The sequence below is a fragment of the Fibrobacter sp. genome (assembly GCF_045601785.1).
Taxonomy (GTDB): domain Bacteria; phylum Fibrobacterota; class Fibrobacteria; order Fibrobacterales; family Fibrobacteraceae; genus Fibrobacter.
In genome coordinates this window covers 17,278-42,702 of the sequence record NZ_JAZSAF010000003.1, presented here as the reverse complement: position 1 = coordinate 42,702, position 25,425 = coordinate 17,278, and the positions used below count along the sequence as shown (strand labels likewise).

At 52.2% G+C, this 25,425-nt stretch carries 23 protein-coding genes; 14 read left to right on the top strand and 9 right to left on the bottom strand.

Features of this window, described 5'->3' with window-relative positions; translation table 11 throughout:
• Positions 1-21: 21 nt before the first annotated feature.
• The 5 genes from ACKI61_RS00595 to ACKI61_RS00575 are packed head-to-tail and all read right to left on the bottom strand — an operon-like array spanning position 22 to position 5,593.
• On the bottom strand, positions 22-1,605 hold the full coding sequence (locus ACKI61_RS00595; RefSeq protein ID WP_407455884.1) for a PEGA domain-containing protein: 1,584 nt from the start codon (positions 1,603-1,605) through the stop codon (positions 22-24).
• 7 nt (positions 1,606-1,612) lie between these two features.
• On the bottom strand, positions 1,613-2,230 hold the full coding sequence (locus ACKI61_RS00590) for a hypothetical protein (RefSeq protein ID WP_407455883.1): 618 nt from the start codon (positions 2,228-2,230) through the stop codon (positions 1,613-1,615).
• Positions 2,231-3,598 (bottom strand): hypothetical protein, encoded by a 1,368-nt coding sequence (locus tag ACKI61_RS00585; protein ID WP_407455882.1) that lies wholly within the window; start codon positions 3,596-3,598, stop codon positions 2,231-2,233.
• Positions 3,591-4,883 carry a hypothetical protein gene (locus tag ACKI61_RS00580; RefSeq protein ID WP_407455881.1) on the bottom strand — a complete coding sequence of 431 codons (1,293 nt, stop codon included), beginning with the start codon at positions 4,881-4,883 and terminating at the stop codon, positions 3,591-3,593. Before ACKI61_RS00580 ends, ACKI61_RS00585 begins: the two co-directional genes overlap by 8 nt.
• Positions 4,880-5,593 (bottom strand): hypothetical protein, encoded by a 714-nt coding sequence (locus ACKI61_RS00575; RefSeq protein WP_407455880.1) that lies wholly within the window; start codon positions 5,591-5,593, stop codon positions 4,880-4,882. Before ACKI61_RS00575 ends, ACKI61_RS00580 begins: the two co-directional genes overlap by 4 nt.
• Positions 5,594-5,621: 28 nt before the next feature.
• On the opposite strand from ACKI61_RS00575, the gene xseB reads away from it, so the two are divergent.
• From xseB to ACKI61_RS00515, 12 genes are all read left to right on the top strand, one after another.
• Entirely contained in the window at positions 5,622-5,840 is a 219-nt protein-coding gene (gene xseB, locus ACKI61_RS00570) for an exodeoxyribonuclease VII small subunit (protein WP_173566169.1), read from the top strand.
• A 2-nt stretch (positions 5,841-5,842) separates the two neighbouring features.
• A complete protein-coding gene (locus ACKI61_RS00565) occupies positions 5,843-6,688 on the top strand; it encodes an ATP-binding cassette domain-containing protein (protein ID WP_407455879.1) in 846 nt (281 codons plus the stop codon).
• A gap of 58 nt (positions 6,689-6,746) precedes the next feature.
• Positions 6,747-7,091: a hypothetical protein gene (locus tag ACKI61_RS00560; protein ID WP_407455878.1), complete on the top strand. Its 345-nt coding sequence runs from the start codon at positions 6,747-6,749 to the stop codon at positions 7,089-7,091.
• Positions 7,092-7,137: 46 nt separating this feature from the next.
• On the top strand, positions 7,138-7,761 hold the full coding sequence (gene hisH / locus ACKI61_RS00555) for an imidazole glycerol phosphate synthase subunit HisH (protein ID WP_407455877.1): 624 nt from the start codon (positions 7,138-7,140) through the stop codon (positions 7,759-7,761).
• A 51-nt stretch (positions 7,762-7,812) separates the two neighbouring features.
• Positions 7,813-8,949, top strand: coding sequence for a dTDP-glucose 4,6-dehydratase (locus ACKI61_RS00550; RefSeq protein ID WP_407455876.1), 1,137 nt, complete (start codon positions 7,813-7,815; stop codon positions 8,947-8,949).
• A 116-nt stretch (positions 8,950-9,065) separates the two neighbouring features.
• A complete protein-coding gene (gene rfbC, locus ACKI61_RS00545) occupies positions 9,066-9,629 on the top strand; it encodes a dTDP-4-dehydrorhamnose 3,5-epimerase (protein ID WP_407455875.1) in 564 nt (187 codons plus the stop codon).
• Positions 9,630-9,733: 104 nt separating this feature from the next.
• Complete coding sequence (locus ACKI61_RS00540) at positions 9,734-10,180, top strand: low molecular weight protein-tyrosine-phosphatase (protein WP_173566175.1); 447 nt, start codon at positions 9,734-9,736, stop codon at positions 10,178-10,180.
• 21 nt (positions 10,181-10,201) lie between these two features.
• Positions 10,202-11,332 carry a polysaccharide biosynthesis/export family protein gene (locus ACKI61_RS00535; protein WP_407455874.1) on the top strand — a complete coding sequence of 377 codons (1,131 nt, stop codon included), beginning with the start codon at positions 10,202-10,204 and terminating at the stop codon, positions 11,330-11,332.
• A gap of 22 nt (positions 11,333-11,354) precedes the next feature.
• The gene (locus ACKI61_RS00530) at positions 11,355-12,731 is read left to right on the top strand and encodes a mannose-1-phosphate guanylyltransferase/mannose-6-phosphate isomerase (RefSeq protein WP_407455873.1); all 1,377 of its coding nucleotides are present in this window, start codon (positions 11,355-11,357) and stop codon (positions 12,729-12,731) included.
• Positions 12,732-12,928: 197 nt separating this feature from the next.
• Positions 12,929-15,256: a family 43 glycosylhydrolase gene (locus tag ACKI61_RS00525; protein WP_407455872.1), complete on the top strand. Its 2,328-nt coding sequence runs from the start codon at positions 12,929-12,931 to the stop codon at positions 15,254-15,256.
• A 23-nt stretch (positions 15,257-15,279) separates the two neighbouring features.
• Positions 15,280-16,788 carry a carbohydrate binding domain-containing protein gene (locus ACKI61_RS00520; protein ID WP_407455871.1) on the top strand — a complete coding sequence of 503 codons (1,509 nt, stop codon included), beginning with the start codon at positions 15,280-15,282 and terminating at the stop codon, positions 16,786-16,788.
• 125 nt (positions 16,789-16,913) lie between these two features.
• Positions 16,914-18,740 (top strand): carbohydrate-binding protein, encoded by a 1,827-nt coding sequence (locus ACKI61_RS00515; RefSeq protein ID WP_407455870.1) that lies wholly within the window; start codon positions 16,914-16,916, stop codon positions 18,738-18,740.
• Between the two features lie 3 nt (positions 18,741-18,743).
• Here the strand turns inward: ACKI61_RS00515 and ACKI61_RS00510 are convergent, their stop codons facing one another.
• Genes ACKI61_RS00510 through ACKI61_RS00500 form a run of 3 tightly spaced genes read right to left on the bottom strand, consistent with a single transcriptional unit; the run spans position 18,744 to position 21,628 of the window.
• Positions 18,744-20,408: a hypothetical protein gene (locus ACKI61_RS00510; RefSeq protein ID WP_407455869.1), complete on the bottom strand. Its 1,665-nt coding sequence runs from the start codon at positions 20,406-20,408 to the stop codon at positions 18,744-18,746.
• 3 nt (positions 20,409-20,411) lie between these two features.
• Entirely contained in the window at positions 20,412-21,284 is an 873-nt protein-coding gene (locus tag ACKI61_RS00505) for a TIGR02147 family protein (protein ID WP_407455868.1), read from the bottom strand.
• A 44-nt stretch (positions 21,285-21,328) separates the two neighbouring features.
• Complete coding sequence (locus ACKI61_RS00500; protein WP_298771871.1) at positions 21,329-21,628, bottom strand: hypothetical protein; 300 nt, start codon at positions 21,626-21,628, stop codon at positions 21,329-21,331.
• Positions 21,629-22,079: 451 nt separating this feature from the next.
• On the opposite strand from ACKI61_RS00500, the gene ACKI61_RS00495 reads away from it, so the two are divergent.
• Positions 22,080-23,375 (top strand): fibrobacter succinogenes major paralogous domain-containing protein, encoded by a 1,296-nt coding sequence (locus ACKI61_RS00495; protein WP_407455867.1) that lies wholly within the window; start codon positions 22,080-22,082, stop codon positions 23,373-23,375.
• Between the two features lie 27 nt (positions 23,376-23,402).
• A complete protein-coding gene (locus ACKI61_RS00490; protein ID WP_407455866.1) occupies positions 23,403-24,290 on the top strand; it encodes a hypothetical protein in 888 nt (295 codons plus the stop codon).
• 130 nt (positions 24,291-24,420) lie between these two features.
• On the opposite strand, the gene ACKI61_RS00485 is transcribed toward ACKI61_RS00490, so the two are convergent.
• Positions 24,421-25,335 (bottom strand): PD-(D/E)XK nuclease family transposase, encoded by a 915-nt coding sequence (locus ACKI61_RS00485; RefSeq protein WP_407455865.1) that lies wholly within the window; start codon positions 25,333-25,335, stop codon positions 24,421-24,423.
• Positions 25,336-25,425: the final 90 nt, after the last annotated feature.

The window sequence follows — 25,425 nt, the reverse complement described above, 5'->3', positions numbered from 1 at the left end:
AAGGGGCGTTTTGGGGCTTTTTTAGAATGTGAGCACGATTCCGAATCCAAGAAGAAGGATTCCTCCGCCAAGTAGCGAACCCCCGATAATCATCTTTCGGTCGCCGCTATGGACCAGGTCCTTGTTCTCCTTGGCCTTCGCCTTGTAGTTTTCGCCTCCTGCCGAAGGCCTGTCCAGTTCCTGTTTGATCCTGTCCGCGTCGTCGTAGTCGGTGTAGGCGAGGTATGTGAACAGCGCTCCCAGTAGGAGAGGCGCGATGGAGGTTCCCATCAGCGTCTTGCCGATGGTGTTCTTCTTGCGTTCGTGCCGCCATTCCTCTTGAAGTACAAGCTCCTGTTTGTTGGAAATGGGGGTAAGCTCTATGCTGACATCGGTGATTTCGGTAGGTGCGGCGTAGACCGTCAGCATGGTGTCGCGGTAGCCCGCCTTGCGAACTTGGACGGTGGAGAATCCGGGTTCGTATACGGTAAACTTAGCGGGAGAGTGTCCGATAGGCTTGGTGCTTTTGGTAAGCGGAGTTGAACCTGCAAAAATTTCTGCGCCTTCGGGAATGGTGTTTACTAGGAGTTCGGGGCGTACCCGCTTCAGCTTGAGCGATATCTTGGCGGTGTCGCCGGGAATCGGGGCTACCGATGCCTTTGCGCCCCACAGCTGCTTGTCGAATCCCCAGTACGAGAATATCTCCACTTTGCCGGTATCGGTGATGGCGAAGGTGCAGGGGCTCTTGCAGATGTCGTCGCGTCCCCTGATGGAAATATTGGAACCGTCGGGGGTCGTCTCGATGCGTACAAAGCTCTTGCCGCTTGATTCGGCGGGAATGGATGCGAGCGTGTCGCCCTGCAGCTGTGCCACGAAACGGCTAAGTTTGTTCTTTGCAAGGGCGTCGCTCATTGAGCGCATTGCAGACAAATTCATCTGTGCGGCGTAGGGGCGGACTTGAGCGGAATCTTCAACCACAAAGTGTGTCATCTGTATGGCGACAGAATCGGGGGTTCTTGCGGCGGTGATGCGTCCGATGTAGGCGGAGGCTGCGCCATGCGCGGTGAGCGAGTCCCTGATGCAGCCGGCATCGCTACAGCTGCTGAACTTTGTCCGTGAAATCGTCGTAATGGGATTTCCCGATTCCTTGAGCAGTCGGATGATCAGGTTTTCAAGCTGGTTTGCGAGTGTGGAGTCGGAGTTGCGCCGCTCGAAGGAAACAAAAATATGGTGGGTGCTGACGGAATCGAGGAAGGTGGGCTCGGAAACCGCGAAGGCGTTGCTGTCGTTCACGGAAGAATCCAGGACGGCCGTGGAGTCGCCAGTGGCGACTTGCGAAACGGAGTCCTTGCCTAAGGAGCCCTTGGTTGTCGCGGTGGAATTGGCTATTGTCAGCAGGTCGTTGCCTTTTTCGTCGACAATTCTCTTGAACCTGTCCCTGGGAATGCGGATGACGGTGAACTTGCCTTGGATGGTGCCCCCCAGGCTCACGGTGTCGTTTTCGATACCAAGAAATTGAGCCGCCTGCTTGGTGCCGCTCGTCAGTTCGACTAGGGCGGGAATCCCAGGCTCGCCTTCGGCAAACGCTACGATGCTAAGTAGGAGAACGAGTAGTATTTTTTTCATGGCAAACCTAGAAAGATAAGATGAATCCGATCGAAAGAAGGGCCGCCCCAGAAAGGAACGCTCCGTAGGTGATGTGCTTTGCAGTTTTCGCGTCTTGGCGGTGGTCCTTGAACCGGTCGGCTACTTCATTGTAGTCGTCGTTTCTTATGGAAGAATTTTTAAGGGTGCGCTTGTCCTTTTTTGCCTTGTCGATTTCGTAGTAGGCGACGGAACCTGCGACAAGTCCCACAACAAAGGAGATAATGGAACTTTTCATCAGGGCCTTGCCGAAATTTTTTCGGCTTCGCTTTGAAAGTTCCGCCTGCTGATCTTCTAGCAAGTCGTCGGTGATGATGGGCTGCTGAGAAACGATGATGTAGGATGTGTCCTTGTCCGAAAGCTTGACCCTGAGCGTTGTATCTGTAAATCCCGGATTGAACAGCGAAATCAGGATTTCGTTTGTTTCGCTGTCGTCCATTGTGATGAACGCGGGGGAGACAAAAGCCGGGTTCTTGGTATGGCTTGGCTGGATTTCGCCGACATAGATGTCAGCGTGGTTTGGAATCGTTGAAACGTGCAGAACTTTTTGTTCTGCAACGGCGTGAACGCACAGGGTAAGGAGAATGAGCAAAGCAAGGTTTTTCATCTACATTGCCCCTTCTCTGAATGGTCCCGTGACACGGAAGTAGGATTTCTTGTTTTCGATGGTCCAGTAGATTTTGGGTATGCTGTTGTGCGAATAGTCTTCGCCCACGATTTGCAGCTTGCAGCTGTCGCGGCAGGTGCTGCGGAAATGCAGGTATGGCACCTGGTAGTTGCTTTCCAGTGTGTCGAGGTCTTCTACGACATGCAGCTTGGACGGGTTGACGCCGGAACCGTCGTCGTAGATCAGGAAAAGGACGGAATCGGTGATGTCGAATGTCGCTTTACTCGCCATGGCTTGTGGCGGGGTGTGATCCTTCAGGGTGACTGTGTCGAGTGTGAAAACCGTGTTTTTGGGAATGTCTACGGTTCGGGTCTCGCTTATGTATTCATGTCGGAGCGTTTCCTGCACGACGACGGTGAGCCCCATCTGCGGATTTACCTTGGCAGAAAGTGTGCCTGATTTTTGTTCGTTGGTGAGGGTCTGCAGCGTATCGCCTTCTGCCGAGATGAGGGTGACTTTTGTTGAAAGGACTGCGTTGTCCCTGTACCTGTCGTAGACGATTGGAATTTTTAGGGTGGAGGTATCGTTCAAGATTTTTGTTGAGAAGTGGAAAATCTCGGTGGAGTCGCGGTATACCCTTCCGCTTTCGCTCTTGACCAGCATCTTGATGCCCCAGTACAGCGTAAAGGATGAGTCGTAGGGGCTTAGGGACTGCTGCAGTACGGAATCGTAGTCCTGGATGAGCGAACCTCTCAGGAGGACTTCGGTAAAACAGTCGGTTTGTCCGAGTAGTTCGTCCCAGACCGAATCGGGGTCGTAGGACATGTAGATGAGGCACTGCGCCGCTTCCCAGGAATCGATTCCCGAAACATTCCAGCGCAGGGGGAGCTCCTGGTCGTCGGTGGGGTCCGCCTGGTTGAAACCGTTGTAGGGATACTGGATTGCGATGGCGCTCGGCGTATTGACATGGATGCGGAAGGTGTTCCGCAGCGTGTCGTCGAAGATGTCGGTCGTTTCGAGGGAGCCTTCGATTTCGCCGGGAGCATCAAAGGTGTAGCGGAACGAGTTCAGGTTGTAATAGTCGTCACCGATTTTCCAGAGCAGTCCGCCATAGTACTGCTGCAGGGCCTCGTCGGTGTGAATTTTTCCACCGACGGAGTAGCCGGCGTAAAAGCGTATGGACTGTCCCTGTTCCACATACAGGTCCCCAATGGGATCGTAGTAATTTGGGATGTCTTCGCTGTACATGGATTCACTTGCGAATACATACTGTTGCAAAACGGGGGTGTCCTCGTCGGCCAGGTGGTCTCCACAGGCAAGTAGAATCAGTGTGCAGGCGGTAAGTGCAAAAAGGTTTGCTCTAGTCACTGAACACCTCCGTAAGCGTTGAATTGGGACGGAGGTAGAAGATTTTTTTCGTCCTGTTGTTGCAGAAGTCTGCGGTGGTGATGGTGATGAACTTGAAAGTCCAGATTTTGACGCCCGCCCTTTCTGCAAAGGGAACCAGCAGGGTGTCTCCCTGCAGTGAGAGGTCGTGAATCAGTTCGTCGTCGTAGATGACGCTTGTCTTCGCGATGGAGGTGCCCCCGCCAAGGTCGCGCAGAAGGAATCGTAGCGTGTCGGTATAGTCGATGGTATCCTTGGCGGTGATGCTTTCGATGGTCGGCGCCGTGAAGTCCATGAGCAGAATGGAATCGAGTTCGGCGACCTGACCTCCCCGCAGACGAATTTCGATGGTGTCGGGCGTGAATTCGTTAAGGTCTTCAGCGACCGTGACGAGCTTGTAGGAGCCCTTCGGCAATGGGGCGATGCGGAATGTCGGCTTGCTGGTGTTGGAAATCTTGGTTTCCTGGATAAGGCTGAATGAAGAATCCATCAGGGAAACCTTGTAGCGGTAGCCGTTTTCCTCGGAGTTGGTGTGGATGGTTCCCGAAATGGCGCCTTCTCCGTTCCTTCCGTTAGTGAAAAAGTGCGCGGCAATGTTCTGGTCGGCTTCCAGGAGCATCTCGTTGAATGCGCTCACCTTCCAGGTGTACTTTTGGAGTGGCTTGAAACCGCTGAAGTAGGAGAAGTACGCCTGGTTCAGAATGGTATCGACAAGGGTAGATTCGGTTTCGTCTTTCAGGGTAAAGTGGTAGGACATTTGCCACATGGAATCGGGATCGTGACCGTTCCAGGCAAAATGGAGGGCTTTGTCCGGATCGATGTTCTGCGTTCCTGCTGCCGGGATGAAGTGCTCGTTGTCTAGTTCGGGTGGGGAGGCTACGGTGATGGACAAGGTGTCGCTTAGGGTGTCGCCGAAAAAGTCGATGAATACGAAAGCGATATCGTGAATGCCGGGATTGGTGATGTTCCTTTTGAAGCTGAACTCGCTTGCGAAGGGTTCTCCGTCGATGGTCCAGAAGTAGCTCGTGTTGCGGATGGATTTGGAGGGCTGTACGGTTGTAAGGAATATGAGCGAGTCGCTTGGCTGGATGGTGTCGGACTTGGTGGTCTGGGCATCGGAATCAAAGGATGTCGTGGTGTAGGCGTACACCTTGATTTCTTGGCTGTCACGGCTGTCGAAAAGATACTGGTCCGAATCGCTGCAGGCGGTAGCGAGTAGGGAGAACAGGGCAAATGCTATGCCGACAATCGCTCTGGAGAAGCTCATTTGCCCTCCAGCGTGTCGATGACGAAGAATTCCTGCATGGGCAGGGAATCCTTGTCGCCCTGGGAGTCTTCGACGAGGATACGGAAGGTGTGGCTACCTTCGCTGAAGCCGGACTGGAACACCTGATTGAGTTCGCCGACCTGGTAGCGGGTGCCGTCAATTTCCAGGATGTTCTGCAGGTGGTCGCCTTCGTCGTTGTCGATCGATAGCCAGACGAAGGAGAAGGGGGTTTGGCTGTTTCCGTATAGGGTATCGCCGTCGGCAGGCGTGGTTATGTTAGACAGCCATGGCGGTGTGTTGACGGTGACGGTGAACTTTTTTTCGAGCGTGCTCCCTTCGCGGTCTTCGACGACGAGCCTGTTGGGAATGAAGTTCGCTCTGAAAAACTCCGATGACATGAATGACGTGGAAATGGCGTAGGTCCTGCCACTGTCGATCAGGTCTTCGTCGATGTACCAGTAGTACTTGACCTTGTCTTTTTCTTTATCGGGAGCGATGTCGACGATGAGTTCGGCCTTTTCGCTGGAATTGAGCTTGAGCGGCTCCATTGAAGTCTCCCCGAACTGCTTCACGAGGACTTCGACTTTCACGATTTTGCCGCTGTCGTCAACGGCTTCGGGAATGTCTAGGCAACCGGCAAGAACGCCAAACGCGATGGGCGCAAGGCAAATGTTTAAAAAGCGTCGGTTGTTCCTACAGAATAAACTCACCGCCTTAAAGATAACTATATTCACCAATATGAGTAACGAAAATCTCGAATATAAAACCGCAATGGAACGCTTGGAAAATATCCTGGAGCGAATCGACAATTCGGAAATGGAAATCGACGAGTTGGCGGGCGCCGTGCAAGAAGCGACAGAACTGCTGCGCAAGTGCAGGCAGATTCTCATTGCAACCGAAAAGAACGTGCAGGAAGCCCTTTCGGGGCTCGATGGTGAAACGGAAGCAGGGACATAGCGATGGACCTGCAGTCGAAGGCGTTTGAGAACGGGACTGTGCCTGCCATGGAAGTGGCTGGGCTTACGGTGAAGTTCCCGATGCGGGGGGGAGTCTTTGGCAAGGTCCAGAGCTACTTTACCGCAGTGGACAACGTTTCTTTTTCGCTTGAGCAGGGTAAGATCCTTTCGGTGGTGGGCGAGTCCGGTTGCGGCAAGTCGACGCTGGTGAAGTCTTTGGTTGGACTTGTGCCGATGGCGGCAGGCGAATACAGGTTGTTTGGCGAAAAGGTTGTAAACGGTAAAGTTGCTGCGGTTGGGCCTGGGATGCCGCAAAAATCGTGCCGCGTGTCGGACTTGGTGCAGATGATTTTCCAGGATCCGTTCAGTAGCTTGAACCCGCGGCAGACGGTCGAGGAAATTTTGACGGCGCCGCTGGTGGCGCGCGGAGTGACTGTAGATGCGGCGAGTGCGCGCGCCAGAGAACTTCTGGAGCGTGTGTCTATACCCGTGGAAGCGCTCCAGAAGTTCCCCCACGAGTTCTCGGGGGGCCAGCGGCAACGCCTCTGCATTGCCCGTAGCCTCATGGTGAAGCCAAAGATACTCCTGTGCGACGAGGTGACGAGTGCTCTGGATGTCTCGGTGCAGGCGCAGATATTGCATTTGCTCGATGACCTGCGGGTCGAACTTGGAATATCCATCCTGTTCATCAGTCACGATATGCAGGTGGTGCGTGCCCTGAGCGACGATGTCTTGGTAATGTACTTTGGGCACATCGTGGAACGCGGTGCGGCGGACCAGGTGCTTGTAAATCCGCAGCATGAGTATACCCAGAAACTTTTGGCGAGTGTGCCGACAATCAGAAGATGAAAAGAAAACGAAGTATTTTATATAAAGTAAGCGGAGTGTAAACCATAGGAGATGCGATATGTCTATTTCAGAAGAAGCAAAAAAGTTTCATGCCGACAAGCGTGGCAACTGCGCCATGGCGGTTGCTTATGGATATGCCCGCGGAACAGGCAAGACGGAACTTGAAGCGACGGATGCCGCGCAGACGTTCCGCGGATTTGGCGGAGGTCAGGCACCGGAGGGATTCTGTGGAGCTCTCTACACGGCTAAGCTCATGCAGCCCGACCATGCCGATGCTATCGAGGATTTCTTCAAGCGTGGCGCTAAAAACTGCACCAAGTGTAAGGAAATTCGCCCGAATGCAGTGATTCCCTGCAACCGCTGTGTCGAGCTGGCTGGCGAAGCGCTGGATTTTCTGAAATAGGGAATGCTCCTTTTTTCTATCTTTGCGCCTGCAAAGAGAGGTTTTTATGTCCGCTAATCCGATAATCGTGGTTGACTACAATGCCGGTAACTTGACTTCGGTGATGAACGCGCTTGCGCACATTGGTGCCGATGCGAAGTCGAGCCGCGATGCCGATGAAATCGCAAAGGCGACCCGCCTGATTTTTCCGGGCGTGGGTGCTGCAGCTTCTGCCATGGAAACGCTTACCCGCACGGGAATTGGAGATGCCATCAAGGCTGTCGTGAAGGCCGGAAATCCGGTACTCGGCATTTGCATAGGTTGCCAGATTATTCTCGAAGAAAGCGAAGAAGATGGTGGCGTCAAGACTTTGGGCCTTATCCCCGGCAAGGCCGTGCGCTTCAAGGACGAACCGGGCCTCAAGATTCCGCACATGGGCTGGAACCAGGTGAACTTTACGCGCGAACACCCCATTATGAAGGGCATCAAGAGCGGAAGCGACTTTTACTATGTGCATTCGTACCACCCGGTGGTGAGCGCCGAATACGCTTTTGCTGAAACGACTTACGGCTCGCAGACCTTCCAGGGAATGGTTGGCAAGGATAATTTGATTGCAACCCAGTTCCACCAGGAAAAGAGCGGAGATGTGGGCCTTGCCATGCTCAAGAACTTCTGTGATTGGAAGGTGTAGAAGCGGAGGACTTTGTAAATTTTCTATATATCCCCGTAATTGGAGAAAAATATGAAAAGATCGATTGTGATTACCGGCGGTGCAGGTTTCATTGGAAGCCATGTCGTTCGACTCTTTGTTAATAAATATCCTGAATACAAGATTATCAACCTCGATAAGCTTACCTACGCGGGCAACCTCGCGAACCTCAAGGATATCGAGAACAAGCCGAACTACAAGTTCGTGAAGATGGACATCTGCGACTTTGACGCTTTCTACAAGCTTATGCAAGACGAGCAGGTCGACGGTATCATCCACCTCGCGGCCGAAAGCCACGTGGACCGCTCCATCAAGGACCCGTTCACCTTCGCGAAGACCAACGTGATGGGCACGCTATCGCTTCTCCAGGCAGCGAAACTCTATTGGGAAAGCCTCCCGGAAAAGTACGAAGGCAAGCGTTTCTACCACATTTCGACGGATGAAGTCTATGGCGCACTCAAGATGAACCATCCGGAAGGCATTACGCCCCCGTTCACCACGACGGCCTCCAGCTCCGAACATCACCTGGCCTACGGCGACGACTTCTTCTACGAGACCACTAAATACACGCCGCACTCTCCGTATTCCGCTTCCAAGGCGGGCTCCGACCACTTTGTGCGCGCGTTCCACGACACCTACGGCATGCCGACCATTGTGACGAACTGCTCCAACAACTACGGTCCGTACCAGTTCCCCGAAAAGCTGATTCCGCTGTTCATTAATAACATTCGCCACAAGAAGCCGCTCCCGGTTTATGGCAAGGGCGAAAACGTGCGCGACTGGCTCTTCGTAGAAGACCACGCCCGCGCTATCGACGTGATTTTCCATAACGGCAAAATTGCCGAGACCTACAACATCGGCGGCTTCAACGAATGGAAGAACATCGACATCATCAAGGTCGTCATCAAGACCGTCGATAAGCTGCTCGGCCGTGCCGAAGGCGAGGACATGAACCTCATCACCTACGTCACCGACCGTCTGGGTCACGATGCCCGCTATGCGATTGACTCCACCAAGCTTCAGAAGGAACTGGGCTGGGAACCGTCGTTGCAGTTTGAGGAAGGCATCGAAAAGACGGTGCGCTGGTACCTAGACAACCAGGAATGGCTCGACAACATCACCAGCGGCGACTACGAAAAGTATTACGAAACGATGTACAAGAATAGGTAAAAAGTGGTTAGTATGCAGTGGTTAGTAAACAGGAAAGCAAATGCGGCTTCGCCGAGAACCTGATTTTTAACTGCTGGAACCCTAACCACCAACCACTAACCACTAATCACTAGTTTATGTCCAAATTCAATTTTATCAAAACCTCTATCGAGGGCGTGACGATTGTAGAACCGACGGTCTTTGGCGACCAGCGCGGCTACTTCATGGAAACCTACAACAAGGGTGAATTCGATGCCGCAGGCCTTAACATGGTCTTTGTGCAGGACAACGAATCCAAGAGCAAGAAGGGCGTGCTCCGCGGACTCCATTTCCAGAAGAAGAACCCGCAGGGTAAGCTCGTGCGCGTCATCGAGGGCGAAGTCTTTGACGTGGCGGTGGACCTGCGCAAGGATAGCCCGACATTTGGCAAGTGGGAAGGCGTTACGCTTTCTGCCGAAAACAAGAAGCAGTTCTACATTCCCGAAGGCTTTGCACACGGTTTCGTGGTGCTTAGCGAAACAGCGACCTTTGTGTACAAGTGCACTCGCCTCTACGACCCGAAGGATGAAGGCGGCCTGATGTGGAACGACCCCGAAATCGGCATCAAGTGGCCGGTGGGCAACGGCTTCGAACCGCTCCTCTCCGAAAAGGACAGGTCGAACCCGCCGCTCAAGGATCTGGGCTTTGCGTTTGAACTCTAATCAGCTCCTTGTATAAATTATCTTGGAATAAAAGGGCTGCTTTCGGGCGGCTCTTTTTCTTCTATAAGTTGTAAAATTTGTAACAATTTTTTAATTTTATCATGATGAAACATATTCTTGTAGTTTGTACCGGAAATATCTGCCGCAGTCCCACGGGCGAATACTGCCTTAAAAAGGAACTGGGGCCTGAATTTGAAGTCATGAGTGCCGGACTTGGAGCCCTGGTGGACCATCCTGCCCATGAGCTTAGCCAAAAGATTGCCTTGGAACATGGCATCGATATGAGTGCCCATCGCGCTCGCCAGATTAATTTGGACATTCTCAAGTGGGCTGATTTGGTTCTTGTGATGGAAAATGGCCACAAGATGGAGCTCCTGCACCGTTATCCGTGGCTCGAAGGTAAGGTTTTCCGTTACGGGGAACCGCAGCGGGTCGATGTACCTGACCCGTACCGCCGTCCTGAAAACGCCTTTGTGCTGGCATGGAATTTTATCTCTAAATTGACTCCCTATTGGGTTGAAAAAATCAAACAAAGTGAGGGCCAGGCGTAGTCTGGCTAAAAGGGTTGTGTTATGAAAAAATTGAGCATTAGTCTTTGTGCCATTGCTGCAGCTGTTCTCAGCGGCTGTGCTCTTGGACCGCAGATGCGGATGTCTGCGCCAGGGGATTCTGCTGAATATAATGGCATCGCAGTGCATATGCATGCCATTGATCAGGGGGATTTTGGCCAGGGTGCTGTAAACGCCGATGGTTCTACCGATTTGGGTGACCTTAAGGACCTGGTTGTTGATTCCCTGCCGGATCTCGAATACCGCATCGGACCGCTGGATATGGTCCAGGTGGTGGTTTGGGAACATCCGGAACTGACATCCCCGATGGGCCAGTACCAGCCGGCCGGTCAGAAGGTGACTACCGATGGCAAGCTCTTCTACCCGTATGCAGGTGAACTCCAGGCGGCAGGCCTTACTGCCCAGGAACTCCGCACCGAGATTACGAAGCGTCTTTCCGACAAGATTTTGAATGACCCGCAGGTCGATGTCCGCGTGACGGGCTACAATAGCCGCAAGGCTTTTGTGGCGGGTGCCGTTGTGAAGCCGGGCTTTGTCGCTTTCAACGAAAATCCGATGACGCTTCCCGATGTGATTGCGGGCGTGGGTGGATTTTCGGACAAGGCGGATCCGTCTGGTATGCAGTTGCGTCGTGGCGACAAGGTTTATAACATTAACTACCTGGATGCCTTCAAGTCCAACCTGCCGCTCGAACGCATGATGGTGCAGCCGAACGACCAGATCTTTGTTCCGGCGCTCACCGAGACGCAGAAAGAACAGAAGGTCTATGTGATGGGTGAAGTTGCAAGGACCGGTATCGTAAATATCTATAGCGGTAAGTTGACCTTGGCCGAAGCCTTGGCCTCGGCTGGTGGTCTGCAGGCTCTGAACGCTACTTCCCGTGGCATTTATGTTATTCGTAATACGTCCGCAAGCCAGATTGATGTGTTCCAGCTGAATGCGAAGAACGCCATGGCGCTTGCGATGGCTGACCGCTTTGAACTGAACGCACGCGATATTGTCTATGTGGATGCTTCTGGGCTCGCTTCTTGGAACCGTCTCATCAGCCTGATCCTCCCGTCCGTCCAGACCGTCTACTACGGAGCTTTGGCAGCGCATAACATTCATGTCGTCAAGGATGACTACACCAAGTAGGCGAAGCAAGGAGTAACCGAAAATGATTAACCTGATTCTCTGTGGTGGTTCCGGTACGCGCCTTTGGCCCGTGAGCCGTTCCCTGATGCCTAAGCAGTTTGCTCCGCTCTTTGACGGACAGTCGCTTTTCCGCAAGACGGTGGTCACGAACGCAGCCGTTTGCGAATCGCAGTTCATTGTGAGTAACGCCGACCAGTTCTTCTTGGCCAAGGATCAGCTCGAAATGGAAGGCATGAAGGGGAGTAAGTTCCTGCTTGAACCCGTGGGCCGAAACACCGCCCCCGCGATTGCGCTCGCCTGCCTGACCATGAACCCGGAAACCATCGTGCTCGTTTCCCCGTCGGACCATGTGATTCGCAAGAAGGACGAGTACAAGAAGGTGCTGCTCCGCGCCCAGGAACTCGCCGAGGCGGGTAACCTCGTGACTTTTGGCATTACGCCGACAAGCCCCGAAACCGGCTACGGCTACATCGAAGCCGCAGGCGAAGACGTGAAGCGCTTCGTGGAAAAGCCCGACCTCGCCACTGCCGAAAAGTACCTGCTCTCCGGCAACTTCTACTGGAACAGCGGCATCTTCTGCTTCAAGGCGAAGACTTTCCTCGCTGAGCTCGGTAAGTATTCTCCGGAAATGCTCGCCGCCGCCCAGAAGGCGCTTACCAATGCGACAATTGAAGAGGGCGAACCCATCCGCATCGACCGCGACGACATGATGGCTATCCCGAGCAATTCTATTGACTATGCCGTGATGGAAAAGTCCTCCAAGGTGAAGGTGGTGCCTAGCGACATCGGCTGGAGCGACCTCGGTAGCTTCGACAGCCTTTACAGCGAATTCCCGCACGACGATAACGGTAACAATGTGAACCCGCGCCACATCGCGGTGGGTTCCAAGAACTCGCTCGTGATGGGGTGCCAGCGCACGATTGCGACGATCGACCTCGACAAGATGCTCATCGTTGACACTCCGGACGCCCTGCTCGTTGCTCCGCTTTCTAGCAGCCAGAAGGTGAAGAAGGTGGTGGAAGAGCTCAAGCAGAGTGGCTCCGATTTGATCAACGTGCCGCAGACCGTGAGCCGTCCGTGGGGAACCTACTCCGTGCTTGAATCCACCGAACGCTACAAGATGAAGCGCATCGTGGTGAAGCCGGGCAAGCGCCTTAGCCTGCAGAAGCACCTGCATCGTTCCGAACACTGGGTCGTGGTGAGCGGTACTGCCACCGTGACCGTCGGCAAGAACGTGTTCTATGTGCGCCCGAACGAATCGACCTACATCCCCGTGGGCGAAGTTCACCGCCTGCAGAACGAGGGCAAGCTTCCGCTGGTCATCGTCGAAGTGCAGGTGGGCGAGTACACCGGCGAAGACGATATCATTCGCGTGGAAGACGACTTCCACAGAAACTAATAAATAGCTCAAAACTGCTTTTTTGGCAAAATTTAGCCGCTTGTTGCTTTTGGCGACGGCGGCTTTTTTGTTGCCTTGGATTGACAATTTGTCAAGAGAACTTTTAGTTTCGAAGCGAAAATTGCCCTGTTTTTAGGGTAATTTTAAGTTGAAAAGGACTGCTTGGCGGTGGTGCGCCGGGCAAAAAGGAGTAAAAAATGGGATGCTTTAAGCTCTTGGCTTGCGTAGCCTTGGTTTCTGCCGGAATTGCTGGTGCCGTTACGGTCAATAACCCGATTATGTACGTCGATAGCCCGGACCCCTCGATTGTCCGCGTTGACGACGCCTATTATATGGTGACGACGACCATGCACTTTGCCCCGGGCGTGCCCGTTTTCAAGAGCACGGATTTGGCCCAGTGGCGCACGGTGGGCTATGCCTACCAGACGCTCACCAACAACGACCAGCAGAACTTGAATGGCGGCAAGGATGCTTACGGTAAGGGCTCTTGGGCTTCGAGCATCCGTTACCACAAGGGATTCTTCTACGTGCTGACCCCGTCCTACACGACAGGCAAGACGCATTTGTACAAAACCGCTGACGTGGAAAGCGGCCAGTGGAGCGAAGTGCAGCTCCCGTTCTATCACGATCCGTCCCTCTTCTTCGATGACGACGGCACCGTTTGGGTGTTCTACGGCAGCGGCGACCAGATTAGCTACGTGCAGTTGAACGACGACGCAAGCGGCGTGAAGGCTGGCGGTAAGAGTGGCAAGATTGGCGGCGTGAGCATCAACCAGGTGACCGGCACCAGCAACTACTATGTGCAGCAGGAAGGCTCGCACATGGAAAAGGTGAACGGCGAATACTACCTGTTCACGATTTCCTGGCCAGCGGGCAAGAGCCGTAGCGAAATTGTTTACCGCTCCAAGAGCCTGCTTTCCGGTTACAGCGGAAGGTACTTCCTCTCCGATAACGGTGTTGCCCAGGGCGGCATCTTTGACACTCCCGATGGCAAGTGGTATGCGCTTTTGTTCCGCGATTCCGGCCCGGTCGGCCGTATGTCGCACCTGGTCCCGATGGAATGGAAGGACGGCTGGCCGGTTCCGACCAGCGGAAGTAAGGCTCCCTCCACGATTGACCTGCCGGAATCCCCGCTCCCGGGCTATGGCATGGTCACCAGCGATGATTTTGAATCCAGCGAACTTGCTCTTGAATGGCAGTTCAACCACAATCCCGATAACAAGAACTGGAGTTTGTCTGCAAATCCGGGCTTCTACCGCATTACTACGAGCCGCACCGATAGCCGCGTGGTGAATGCGAAGAACACCCTGACCCAGCGTTCCTTTGGCCCCAAGAGTTCTGGCCGTACGCTTGTCGATGGCACCGGCATGAAGGATGGCGATATGGCCGGCCTCGTTGCCCTGCAGGATGACAAGGGCTTTGTGGCGCTTGCTAAAGATGGCGGCAGCTACAAGGTGGTGATGTATACCGGAAACAAGGACGGCGAAAGCCTGAAGGAAACGAAGGCGATTTCGGGTTCCAAGGTTTACCTGCGAATTGATTTCGACCTGCCGATTGATCGCGGTACCGCCTACTTCTATTACAGCACCGATGGCAATACCTGGACAAAGATTGGTAGCGACGTGAAGCTCAATTACGACCTCCACATGTTCGTGGGAGTGCGCTGGGGCCTCTTCAACTTTGCAACAAAGACTGCGGGCGGCTATGCGGACTTTGACTGGTTCAAGGTCGGTGTTGATGCGAACGATGAAATTTATCTCGATGGCGCTGGTTCTGAACCTGTTCCGCAGACTCCGTTCTGTACTGCTGGTGAAAACTGCCCTGCCGTTGCGCTCCCGGGCAAGATTGAGGCCGAAAACTTCGACGTGCCGGGCAAGGGCAAGGACGGTACCTCTTACTACGATGGCGATTCCGAGAACCACGGCGATAGCGACTACCGCGCAGGTACCGGTGTTGACCTTTACAAGAAGGCGACCGGCGTCATTGTGGGCTACAACAGCGAAGGCGACTGGCTCGAATACACGGTGAACGTGAAGGAAGCGGGGGATTACACCATGTTTGCGGCTGTCGCTGCAGCGGGCAATACCTCTAGCTTCAAGCTCTCCCTGGATGGCAAGGACATTACCGAAGAAATTGCGGTACCTGCGGCAAGTTCCGGCGAAGAAAATTACGACGACTATAACAAGGTGAAGGCCAACGTGACTCTCCCTGCGGGCGAACACGTGCTCCGCTTCACGGTTGTAGGTTCTTGGCTCGATATTGACTACTTCACGTTCGTGAAGGGCAAGGATGCAACGGATCCGGAACCCATCGGAACGGAAGGATTTGCAACTGCCGTTCGCTACGATGTGCAGGCTGAACAGCTTTACCGCGTGTACGGCTTGAACGGAAGCTTTGTGGGAACCGTGTTTGCAGCAAGTGCAAGCGAGGCTCAGTCCAAGGTGCGCTCCATGGTTTCGGAAAAGGGCGTGTACCTGATCAGGGCGAAGAATGGGATGGTTCGTCGCTTTATGGTAACGAAGTAAGGGCTGCAAAAAAGGAGCGAAGGATGTTTGGTATGAAAAATTTGGGCAAGGTGGTGCTTGCCCTCGCCAGTGTTGCGCTGTTTACGGGTAATGCCTTTGCAGACAACCTAACTGTAGACGGGAAATCCCGCAGCATGCTCGTGTATGCTCCGTCGGGTATCGAGAAGAATCGCCCGCTCATCATCCAGATGCACGGCATGAACCAAGATGCCCCCTACCAGAAGAATGCGGCGAAGTGGGAAAGCATAGCCGACACGGCTCGCTTCGTGGTGGTGTTCCCCAATGGCGAAAACAAGGCCTGGGACATTGGCGGCGACAAGGATGTCAATTTCTTGAAGGCAATCATCAACGAAATGTATCAAAAATACGGAATTGATAAAAACCGTGTATATGTTTCGGGATTTTCGATGGGCGGCATGATGAGCTACCATGCGGCAAACAAGATGGGCGACATGATTGCGGCTATTGCGCCTGTTTCGGGTGGTGGCGGCGTGAATTCGCCCAAGCGTGCGATGCCGATTATGCATACGCACGGCACGAGCGACGATGTGGTGAATTATAACAGCACCGTGAATACCCTGAAGGGCTGGGTCAATGCGCAAAAGTGCTCAAGCAGTTCGCAGAAGATTAAGCCGTATCCGACGACTAAGTCGGGCTCTGCCGCGTCTCTTGAAATTTGGAGCGGCTGCACCGATAATGTGGAAGTGCGCCTGCTGACAATCGAAGGAAAGGGCCACTGGTATTCCATGGACGAGGCCGTGAGCGTGAACACGAGCGTGGAAATCTGGAACTTTGTGAAGAACTATTCGCTGGATGGTTCCTCTCTTCCGCCGCCGACACCTGCGATTGTCGTGCCTACGAACCGCGATGAAGTCTTTAACGGCGGCTTCGATTCGAGCGCCGTGGCTTGGGACTTGCAGCTACATGGCGATGCCGCTGCGACTGGTGATGCGAAAGATGGAAAGTACCAGCTTGACATTTCCGCTATCGGTACGCAGAATTACCAAGTGCAGCTGATTCAGCACGACTTGCATCTTGAAAAAGATCAGTGGTACGAGGTAAGCTTTGAGGCAAGTGCAGGGGCTGCCCGCACGCTCGAAGTGAATGTGGAGCAGCATAACGATCCGTGGGCGAGCTACCTCAAGGAAAATCAGAATTTTGATCTTGGCACGGATATGAAAACCTATTCGTTCAAGTTCCAGATGACGGCCGCGACGGATACGAACAGCCGCCTGAGTTTCAATGCTGGTGCTGCGACGGGAACGCTTACGCTCGACAACGTGAAAATTGCAAAACTCGATGCCGCGCAAATTCCTGAGGAAGGTCCGTCGACTTTGCGTGGGGTACAGTATATGCGTGAGCAACCATCGGCGTACGCCGTGTTCGATATACACGGAAGCAGGCTCGGCTCGGTTGAAATTCATGGTGCGGGCATTGCCGAATCGCTTGAACAGGCTGGGTTCACTAAGGGTGTTTACCTTTTGCGGAGCTTGAAGGGCGAAAAGTCGCTCCTGGTGCCCGTATCCCGTTAAAAAACGCCATTTTTCCCATAGCGCTTCATTGATAAATAATCAATGAAGCCTTTCTTTTAGGTGGGTGTTTTTCCTTTTTTTAAGAATATTTTTTTAGGTGTAAATATCATCATGGAGTGATGAAGATGTTTGGCTTAAAAAAATACTCGTTCGGCGGGGCTATCGCCCTTGCTTTTTGTGGTTTGGCCTCTCAGGCCTTTGCGCATCCTGACAGCCTGGTGCTTACGCCCCCTTTGGGATGGAACAGCTGGAACGTGTTCCACGAAAACATCAATGAAAAGCAGATTCAGGAAATTGCCGATGCCATGGTCTCTTCTGGCTTGAGGGATGCTGGCTACATTTACTTGAACCTCGACGACAACTGGATGGACACCAAGCGCGATGCCCAGGGTAATCTCCAGAATAATCCGAAAACATTCCCGAGCGGCATGAAGGCCATTGCCGATTACGTGCATGCGAAGGGCTTGAAGTTCGGCCTTTACGGCGACCGCGGCAAACGCACCTGCCACCATTACAATAGCAACTGGCAGAGTGAAAGCGGTTCCAATGGCCGCGAAGAACAGGATGCCAAGAAGCTCGCCGAATGGGGCGTGGACTACTGGAAGTACGACAACTGCGATTCCGACCCGACAACTCAGGAAAAAGATTACACCGCCATGTCCAAGGCCCTCCGCAATTCCGGACGCGATATCGTGTTCAGCATTTGCATGTGGGAATACAAGGACTGGATGCCTAAAATTGCTAACCTCTGGCGCACCACCTTCGACATTGGCCCCGAATGGATTTCTACCTCCTGGTACCGCGGCGTCTACGAAATTATCGATGCCAACAACAAGTACTGGCAAATTGCAAAGCCCGGCCACTGGAATGACCCGGACATGCTCGAAGTAGGTAACAGGGGACTTTCTTACGAAGAACAACGCTCCCAGATGACGATGTGGTCCATTATGGCTGCCCCCATCATGATCAGTTCCGATGTGCGCAACATGAGTAACGAGACCAAGGAACTCTACCTGAACAAGGACATGATTGCCATCAACCAGGATTCTCTGGGCGTTCAGGGACATCGCGTCTCCGACGTGAACGGCAAGCAGATTTGGACCAAGCCCTTGAAGAATGGCGACATTGCCGTGGCACTTCTGAATAACAACAGTTCTACCCAGACTGTGGAATGCAACTTTGCAGACATTGGCGTAGAAGGCGAAGTGGAAGTTCGCGATGCCTGGAAAAAGAAGGACATGGGTCCGCTTTCGCACGTTTCTATCGAACTTCCGGCTCACGGCTCGGCACTCCTCCGCTTGGTTCTCAAGCCGGTTCCGCGCGCTCCGTTCAAGGGCGAAGCTCTCGCCATTCCGGGCAAGATCGAAGTGGAAGATTTCGACATTAACGGTGTGGGCCAGGGCAACACCACCTACAACGAAAACGATACCGAAAACCATGGCGATTCTGACTACCGCCCGGGTACAGGTGTAGACCTTTACAAGAAGGCTACTGGCGTGATTGTCGGTTACAATCAGGCGGGTGAATGGCTCGAATACACCGTGAAGGTGGCCTCGACGGGAACTTACACGATGAACGCCTCCGTGGCTTCTGCTAACAGCACGTCAAGTTTCAAGCTCTCTATGGACGGCAAGGATATTACCGAAGAAATCGCCGTGCCTGCAGCAACCGAGGGCGAAGACAACTATGACGAATACAATACGGTCGAAGCCAAGGTGAACCTGACCGAGGGCGAACACATCCTCCGCTTTACGGTTACCGGCGACTGGATGGACATCGACTGGATTGAATTCTGCGCAGGCGAAAGCTGCGAAGACACGCAAGGGATTCGCGCGGCACTCCCTGCCGCCATGAACCGCGACTTGGCTCCGCGACTCCTCAAGAAGGGCAACACGCTCTTCATCGAAAAGAACGGCAAACGCTTCGACCTGACCGGACACAGGATTAAGTAATCTTTACTTGTTGCAGGTCCCGTACTTGCTGATGGAATGAATCTTTGACGAAATGTTCGAGCCTGGTTTCTCGAAACTGACTTCCACGCGGCTGATGTTTTTCACGACGCTGTCGCGTTCGACGCGGAGCCCGAAGCCTTCCTGGACAAAGTCGCTCCACTTGATGTTGGCGGTTACGAGCTGCTCCGTTGCGGGAAGTTGCGCCTTGTAGTAATCGTATTCCGTCAGCTTGTTGTCGTCGGGGAAGCGGATGTTTATAAAGAAGCTTTCGTTCGCGGTGTAGGTGATGCATACGCCGCCCCATTCGGTCAGGTCGTTGCCCCGCTGTTCATCGCCGGAAATTTCGAAAAAAATTCTTGCATAGGGGTGGCTGTCGCCGAGCCGCGCGATGGTGTAGATGTAGCCGTACTTGTCGCGGGATGCCGATTCGTAGCCGTAACCCTTGTCGCCCGCGGGCCAGCTGAATGTCGATGCGGAATCCGTATAGAAATGCAAGAAGCCATAGGTGTCGCTGCCGTCGTCGATTTGCGTGTTCACGCGGCTGCAGGTGCGGCCAAGGTCCGGGTCCATCACGTTCATGCAGTTCTTGGCGCAGTACATGGAGCCGGTGCAGTCCAGTTCGGCGATTGTGTCCAGCTCGACGACCGGGAAGATTACGGTGTCGCCGCCGTCAAATTTCTGCTCTAGGATCCAGTGGCCGTCTAGGCAGCGGAATATGGAGCGGTAGTAGGCGGAGTTTTCGCTGGTGTCGGGGAGCAGCGCGCCGGCGCGTTTTTCGGTGCAGCGGCCAAGCCCGTAAACATCGTTCCAGAACGATTCCATGACGGGCTCGAATTCGGGAACGTTATCCGCGAAATCCCACGTCTCGATATTTTTGCGTATTTTGGGGGCGTTCGCTTCGAAGGCGTTGTCGGCAAGGGTCGCCTTCAATTGTTCGCTGTTCCAGAAGCCGTCTTCTTCCAGGTCTTTTGCAAAGCCTGCCAGCTGTTCGCTGAATTCCGCCTCGGTGCAGTTCAGCTGCATCAAGACGGAGATGGCGAGCAGAGCAGCGTCCCCTTCACTGTCGCCGAAGATGTTCAGGTCTTCGAATCCCCTTGAAATGTCTGTAATCCCGAATGCGGCGAAAATTTCCCGCTCCGCTTGCGATTTCGCCTCGCCGATTTTCATGGGCTTGTTCCGCACCAGCCATTGCGTGCGCTCGTAGGCGAGGTGCGTAAGCAGGTTGATGTTCGCGGTTTCGCGGTCTTCCAAATCGGTCAGTGCGTTCAGTTTTATCTGGCTTACCGAACGTTTGCCGGTGACTTCGTTCCAGTAGTATCCTTCGGCTTCGAGCAGCGCATAGGGGGCGTCCAGGTTGATGTTGGAAATATTGAATTCGCCCTTGTTGCTTGCGACTTTTCCCGTAAACGTGTTGCCCGTTTGCACCAGGTTGTCGCCATCGACTTCGTACAAGGTTACGGTTGAGCCGCTCACGAACGGTCCCTTCTGCGAAACGCCCGCCACGGTCTTGTCGGCGATAGCGTTTTCGGCTTCGGTGGAACCACCGGTCGTTTTTTTGTCGTCGTTGGAGCAACCCGCGACGAAAAATACTGTTGCAAAAGTAACTAGTAAAAGTTTGTAATTAGAAAAAATCGAAACTGTATTTTTATTTGATATTTTACCTTTCATCTCTCATTCCTCATCTTTCGTCAAGGTTGGTGAGCCTGCCGAACCATGTCTCTCGTCTATTTTCTTCGTCAGCGGGAACAACTGCAAATTCAGCTCGTAGACGCGTTCCACTTCGTCTTCGTTGGTGGCTATGGCGACAATCTTTCGCCGAAAGTGCGCCAGTTCCTTCAAGATTTTCTGGTACGACTTTTCGGTGAGCCCAAGCGTAAGTGTCGAAAAGTTCCGCTCCGTCACGGGAACCTTGTCCAGCGTATTCAGCGCGAGTTCACCCATTTGCCTGTGAAAACTGCGGACGGCAGGAGTCGCAATGTCCAGCGGCCCCGTGGCGACTGATTTTTCAGTCTGCCGGTAGTTGTGGATGCTTGTCGTGCGCCGAAGCAGCTTTGCCGATGTCAGAAACTGGAGCGCCTTCACGACCTCGTCGGGCGAAATTTCGGGGATGCACTGCTTTGCCAGGTGGTTCGGCTTTGCGCCTTGCATGGCGGGGGCAAGTTCCCGGAGGGTGGCGTATTTCCAGTTCGAAAAATAGGTGTAGAGGTCGGAACCCAGAATGTTCACCTTGTGCGCCTTGGCGATATCCTTGAGCTCGGCGAACGTCTCGTCGCGCAAGTTGTCGTTTTTCGCCTGGTTGAACCGCACCAGGGCCGTAAAGTAGTCGAATTCGAATCCTGCCAGGTCCATCGCGCTGGCGACCCGGTTGGCGGCGTCGTCCGAAAGTCCGCTCTTGCCGTCGCAGACCAGTTTCAGGAATACGGGCGAGGAAAACTTGGCGGAGCGGGCGAAGTCACGCCACGAAAAGCCGACCATCTTCTTCTTTTCTTGGTAGAAGTCCTGGATGTATCGGCGGTAGTTGTTGTATTCGATAATGGGACGCATGTCCCGAAAAATAGTAAAAAACTAGAATGTATCAAAGCCGTGTATCATGAAATCTCTTCTAAAATTTCTTTCAGAAGCTCGCCGGGGTCGATCTTGAAAAATGCAGCCATGTGGATAAAGTTGAGCATGGTGAGCTGGGTGCGCCCGAAGTTCCCGCTCTTGCGCATGACTCCCACTTCGACCCCGTAAAGCGTGTTCTTGTGCAGGTTGAGCTCGAAGGCTAGCCTGTCGCGGGAAATGCCGATGGCTGCACGGTGGCGCTGGATGACTTTCGCCATCGCCTCGGTAAAGCGGTCTTCGTCGAGACCGAACCAGTCCGGAGTTTTTTTCTGCCTTTTGCCCATGTAACAATTCTTTGTGATACGCTTTATGATACATAAAATAGGCAGAAATTGTAAAATGGCGTCACAGATGTCTGTGAATTTTTTTTGTGCCCCCCCATGATACTGTTTCGGGGTTGTGATACGGCTTATGATGCGGCAACCTGGATTGTTGGTTGCGATATGTCACAATATCACAGTCCTCTGTAAAAATTCCTTAAAAATTTTGTGACGCTGGTGATTTGAAAACCTATATTTACCATAGGAATCACATTCCTTTGTGACTATTTGGTGATTGTGGAAAAGTTTTGTGTGTATCATAGATGTGTATATTATTTTGTTACACTACTTAAAATGGTTTGTAATTGCTTCTTTTTGTATAAAATTGTATCAGAGAAACTATTGACATTCTCTGAAGGGCAAATATATATTTGTTGCAAAAGTGTTTTAGAAAAAGACAAAAGGGATAGACGATATGGCTAAAAAATTTCACCTTGCTTGGGGTTCAATCGCTGCGGTCTGTTTGGCGGGTGTTTACGCCTGTGGCGATAGCGACGACGGCGCAAATACTTCTACAAATGCAGGGACTGCCGCTCTCGACGAAGTCTACGCTTCTGAAGATGACTTGCCGGGTTGTACCGAAAAGTACGACGGCGCGGTAGCCTTTGTCAAGGAAGGTTCGACGGCGTTCAAGTGCGAAGACGGCCGCTGGGAAAACAAGGGCGAATACTACGCGAACAACGACGCCATCAAGAACTGCACCGCAAAGCGCGAAGGCGAAGTTGCCTATATCGTCGACGAAGACAAGAGCCTTGTCTGTGAAGACGGCAAGTGGGTAAATTCTTCGAATGTCTCTTCTTCGTCATCCTGGACCCCCGAAGGGGGGATAGGATCCAGTTCGTCTAAGGTCCCTGAGCCTGTCGAAGGGACGAGTCCTTCGGATGTGTCGAGTAGTTCTGTGGTGTCTTCTAGCAGCAGCGAGACAAGTGTGTCCAGCAACAGTACTAAATCCAGCAGCTCCGTTGCGCAGTCATCGTCATCGGTTGCGTCCAGCAGTTCTGCAAAATCATCAAGTTCATCGGTAAAATCAAGCTCGTCGATTACTTCCAGTAGTTCATCAGGTATTGTTTTGCCTTGTAAGACGGAGTCCGAAGACAACTGCGAATATGGAATTTTGAAGGATTCTCGTGATGGTCAGGAATACAGGACCGTGAAGATTGGTGAACAGTGGTGGATGGCGGAGAACCTGAACATTGATACGGATAACAGCTGGTGCTACGGCGACGCCCCTGCCAACTGTGCCAAGTACGGTCGCCTTTACACCTGGGCTGCGGCAGTTGGGGGTGCTGAAGACGAATGTGGTGGGGGACACGAATGTAATCTGGGCACAGGCGATGTTCAAGGCGTTTGCCCCAAGGGTTGGCACCTGCCAAGTAAGGCAGAATGGGAAACCCTGATTGTGACCGTTAACGGTTCCATTACGGAATATACGTCTGGAAATAGTACGAGAGCCAAGCTCAAGTCTCAGACAGGCTGGAAAGCTCATAGCAGCGTTACCAACGAGGATTCCTTCGGGTTTTCGGCGCTTCCTGCCGGCTACAGGATCAACGATGAGTACTACTACGAGGGCATCCTCGCGTACATCTGGAGTTCTACCGAGCTCAATAGCAAGCGCGCGTACCGCATGGATTTGTACTACGCCAACGACTATGCGAACCTGTGCGACGACTACAAGTTCATCGGGTCGTCTGTTCGTTGTCTCAAGGACTAAAATTCAAATAAAATATCGGTGAAGGCCATGAAAAAAAATCTTTTTGAGCCCAAGGTCGTTCAGTTTTTTCACAGTGGAAGTGAATTTCCGCAAAAGAAAATTGATGAAACCCATAAACATAAGCCTTGGTCCGTAAACAGTCATACGCGTAATTTCATAAAATGTAAGGGCGAATATGTAGATAAGAGTGGAAGAAAAAAACAAGGAACATTGGTGTTCTGGGGGGAATGGGAGGCTGAAGCAGATGTTGTAGAATTCTATGAATTAGCGGGTCTTTTGCCGAAAAGATTGATATCTCCAACTCATAAACAAAAATATCCGAGTGGTTATTCCAGTTGCGTCAATAAAACGGGTTGCAGAAAAAAAGAAATTCCTCTCAACACGGATCCATTTGTATTTGGCGAATGTTTTCGGTATTCAAATTGTCAACAATTGTCTAGGAAAAATGTTCTTCAAAAAATATCGCCAAATTCCATAATTCTATTTGGCTCGCACAAAGGGAATGTTTTTTTGTTGGATACAGTGTTCGTTGCTGACGACAACTCAATTCGATTCTCCAAAAAAGAAACCCTAAAATCAATTCGTGATTTTAATGCTTATAAAAAGATAGTTCTTGATTATACGTTGCCTTTGGACAATCCTGGTGCTTCATTGGCGTATTATGAAGGCAAAACATATCAGAAAAAAGGAATGTTTTCTTTTTCTCCCGCAAAAATTTATGGTCCTGGTTGCCGGTTCGAACGAATTGCGTTAGACGAAAAAATGATGAAGATGATTGTTGGCAAGGCTGTAAATATGAAGAAAACTCAGGGAATAAGAACTATTGATGCTGATGTAGAAAAAACGTGGAAATTGATAAGGGATTTTGTGTTGGAAAAGGGTTGTGTTTTGGGAGTCCGTTTTGATTTGCCCTAAAAAATTTAGCCGTGTAGAAAAGAGTAATTTGCAAACGAAAGATGAACTGAAGATTCCTTGCAAGTCCCGCTTGCAGTTGCAGAATTCTCTCTTTAGGAAGATTCGTTATTCCGTCAATCTCGTTCAAATGTTATTTATTGCTAGACTGAAGGTCTCTTTTATTAACGTGCAGGAGCGAAATAGCCTTTTCGGGAGTCAGGATTCCCGCCTCAATCAAAATTTTGGCAACCTCTTTGCGGTCGTCTGCTTTCCCTTGCAGGTAAGACCCCTGTTTTTCGTAAAGGATGTCGGTCATTCCATCAACCTCGTTCAAAAGTGTTTCATCGGTGTACCCCTTCAAAGATACATCTTTAGCGAACTCCTTGTCAAGAAGACGCTGCAACTTTTCGGCGGAAATATCTTTTTCTTCAAGGACATTGCGAAAAATACGGAGCATTTCGGCGCGATCGGTTGTATCACGACTCTCCGGGGGAGTGCGGTCGTCAATGGCGAAGAACTTTTCAATTTCGACAAGATAGATGTCAAGCTTTTCGTAGAACATACGGCGGTTGCGCACGAGTTGAGCGTGGTGCAGGTAGGTGTTCCTTTCCAAGGGAAACTGGTTCTCGGTGAGCAGCGAAAGCACGTAGATGCGCGGCAGGTTGTAATCCTGCGACTTCTTGACGGTGCGCGAAACGACACGGGACGTGTAGTAGATAAGCCTATCGATAAAAAGCGTATTGAAGTTCTGCTGCACCTCGATAAGGATAGGGTTGCCCGCCTCGGTAGTGCCGTAGATATCGAAAATGGGGGACTTGTCATCCAGAACACCGGGGTTTTCCGGAACACCCAAGGTGAACGACTTGATGGCGTTTTCACCGGAAAGCAAGAGCATCGCATTCAGAAACTTCACGGTGCGTTCGGGCTTGGCCTCGTTCGCTATGAGCATTTTGAAGATGCCATCACTGAATGGGTAAACATTCTTGTATATCTTGCGGTATTCGGCCAGTCGTTCGGGGTGCTCATGAACATCCTTCACCATGGCAAAAAAGTCACTGCGGCTCATAAACCTGTTCCTTCTATCGGTTTGAAGGGTAAATCTAAAAACAATAATTTTCACTCTTGCAAACAGTTGTTTGCAAAATGTTGTAAAAAG

Bases quoted from the DNA above. Each gene is read 5' to 3' on its own strand.
- ACKI61_RS00515 (WP_407455870.1), top strand. From the start codon at position 16,914: ATGTTTGGCTTAAAAAAATACTCGTTCGGCGGGGCTATCGCCCTTGCT.
- ACKI61_RS00535 (WP_407455874.1), top strand. From the start codon at position 10,202: ATGAAAAAATTGAGCATTAGTCTTTGTGCCATTGCTGCAGCTGTTCTC.
- ACKI61_RS00580 (WP_407455881.1), bottom strand. From the start codon at position 4,883: ATGAGCTTCTCCAGAGCGATTGTCGGCATAGCATTTGCCCTGTTCTCC.
- ACKI61_RS00560 (WP_407455878.1), top strand. From the start codon at position 6,747: ATGTCTATTTCAGAAGAAGCAAAAAAGTTTCATGCCGACAAGCGTGGC.
- ACKI61_RS00495 (WP_407455867.1), top strand. From the start codon at position 22,080: ATGGCTAAAAAATTTCACCTTGCTTGGGGTTCAATCGCTGCGGTCTGT.
- ACKI61_RS00530 (WP_407455873.1), top strand. From the start codon at position 11,355: ATGATTAACCTGATTCTCTGTGGTGGTTCCGGTACGCGCCTTTGGCCC.
- ACKI61_RS00490 (WP_407455866.1), top strand. From the start codon at position 23,403: ATGAAAAAAAATCTTTTTGAGCCCAAGGTCGTTCAGTTTTTTCACAGT.
- ACKI61_RS00510 (WP_407455869.1), bottom strand. From the start codon at position 20,408: ATGAAAGGTAAAATATCAAATAAAAATACAGTTTCGATTTTTTCTAAT.
- rfbC (WP_407455875.1), top strand. From the start codon at position 9,066: ATGTCCAAATTCAATTTTATCAAAACCTCTATCGAGGGCGTGACGATT.
- ACKI61_RS00525 (WP_407455872.1), top strand. From the start codon at position 12,929: ATGGGATGCTTTAAGCTCTTGGCTTGCGTAGCCTTGGTTTCTGCCGGA.
- ACKI61_RS00595 (WP_407455884.1), bottom strand. From the start codon at position 1,605: ATGAAAAAAATACTACTCGTTCTCCTACTTAGCATCGTAGCGTTTGCC.
- ACKI61_RS00485 (WP_407455865.1), bottom strand. From the start codon at position 25,335: ATGAGCCGCAGTGACTTTTTTGCCATGGTGAAGGATGTTCATGAGCAC.
- ACKI61_RS00540 (WP_173566175.1), top strand. From the start codon at position 9,734: ATGAAACATATTCTTGTAGTTTGTACCGGAAATATCTGCCGCAGTCCC.
- ACKI61_RS00500 (WP_298771871.1), bottom strand. From the start codon at position 21,628: ATGGGCAAAAGGCAGAAAAAAACTCCGGACTGGTTCGGTCTCGACGAA.
- ACKI61_RS00565 (WP_407455879.1), top strand. From the start codon at position 5,843: ATGGACCTGCAGTCGAAGGCGTTTGAGAACGGGACTGTGCCTGCCATG.
- ACKI61_RS00520 (WP_407455871.1), top strand. From the start codon at position 15,280: ATGTTTGGTATGAAAAATTTGGGCAAGGTGGTGCTTGCCCTCGCCAGT.
- hisH (WP_407455877.1), top strand. From the start codon at position 7,138: ATGTCCGCTAATCCGATAATCGTGGTTGACTACAATGCCGGTAACTTG.
- ACKI61_RS00590 (WP_407455883.1), bottom strand. From the start codon at position 2,230: ATGAAAAACCTTGCTTTGCTCATTCTCCTTACCCTGTGCGTTCACGCC.
- xseB (WP_173566169.1), top strand. From the start codon at position 5,622: ATGAGTAACGAAAATCTCGAATATAAAACCGCAATGGAACGCTTGGAA.
- ACKI61_RS00550 (WP_407455876.1), top strand. From the start codon at position 7,813: ATGAAAAGATCGATTGTGATTACCGGCGGTGCAGGTTTCATTGGAAGC.
- ACKI61_RS00505 (WP_407455868.1), bottom strand. From the start codon at position 21,284: ATGCGTCCCATTATCGAATACAACAACTACCGCCGATACATCCAGGAC.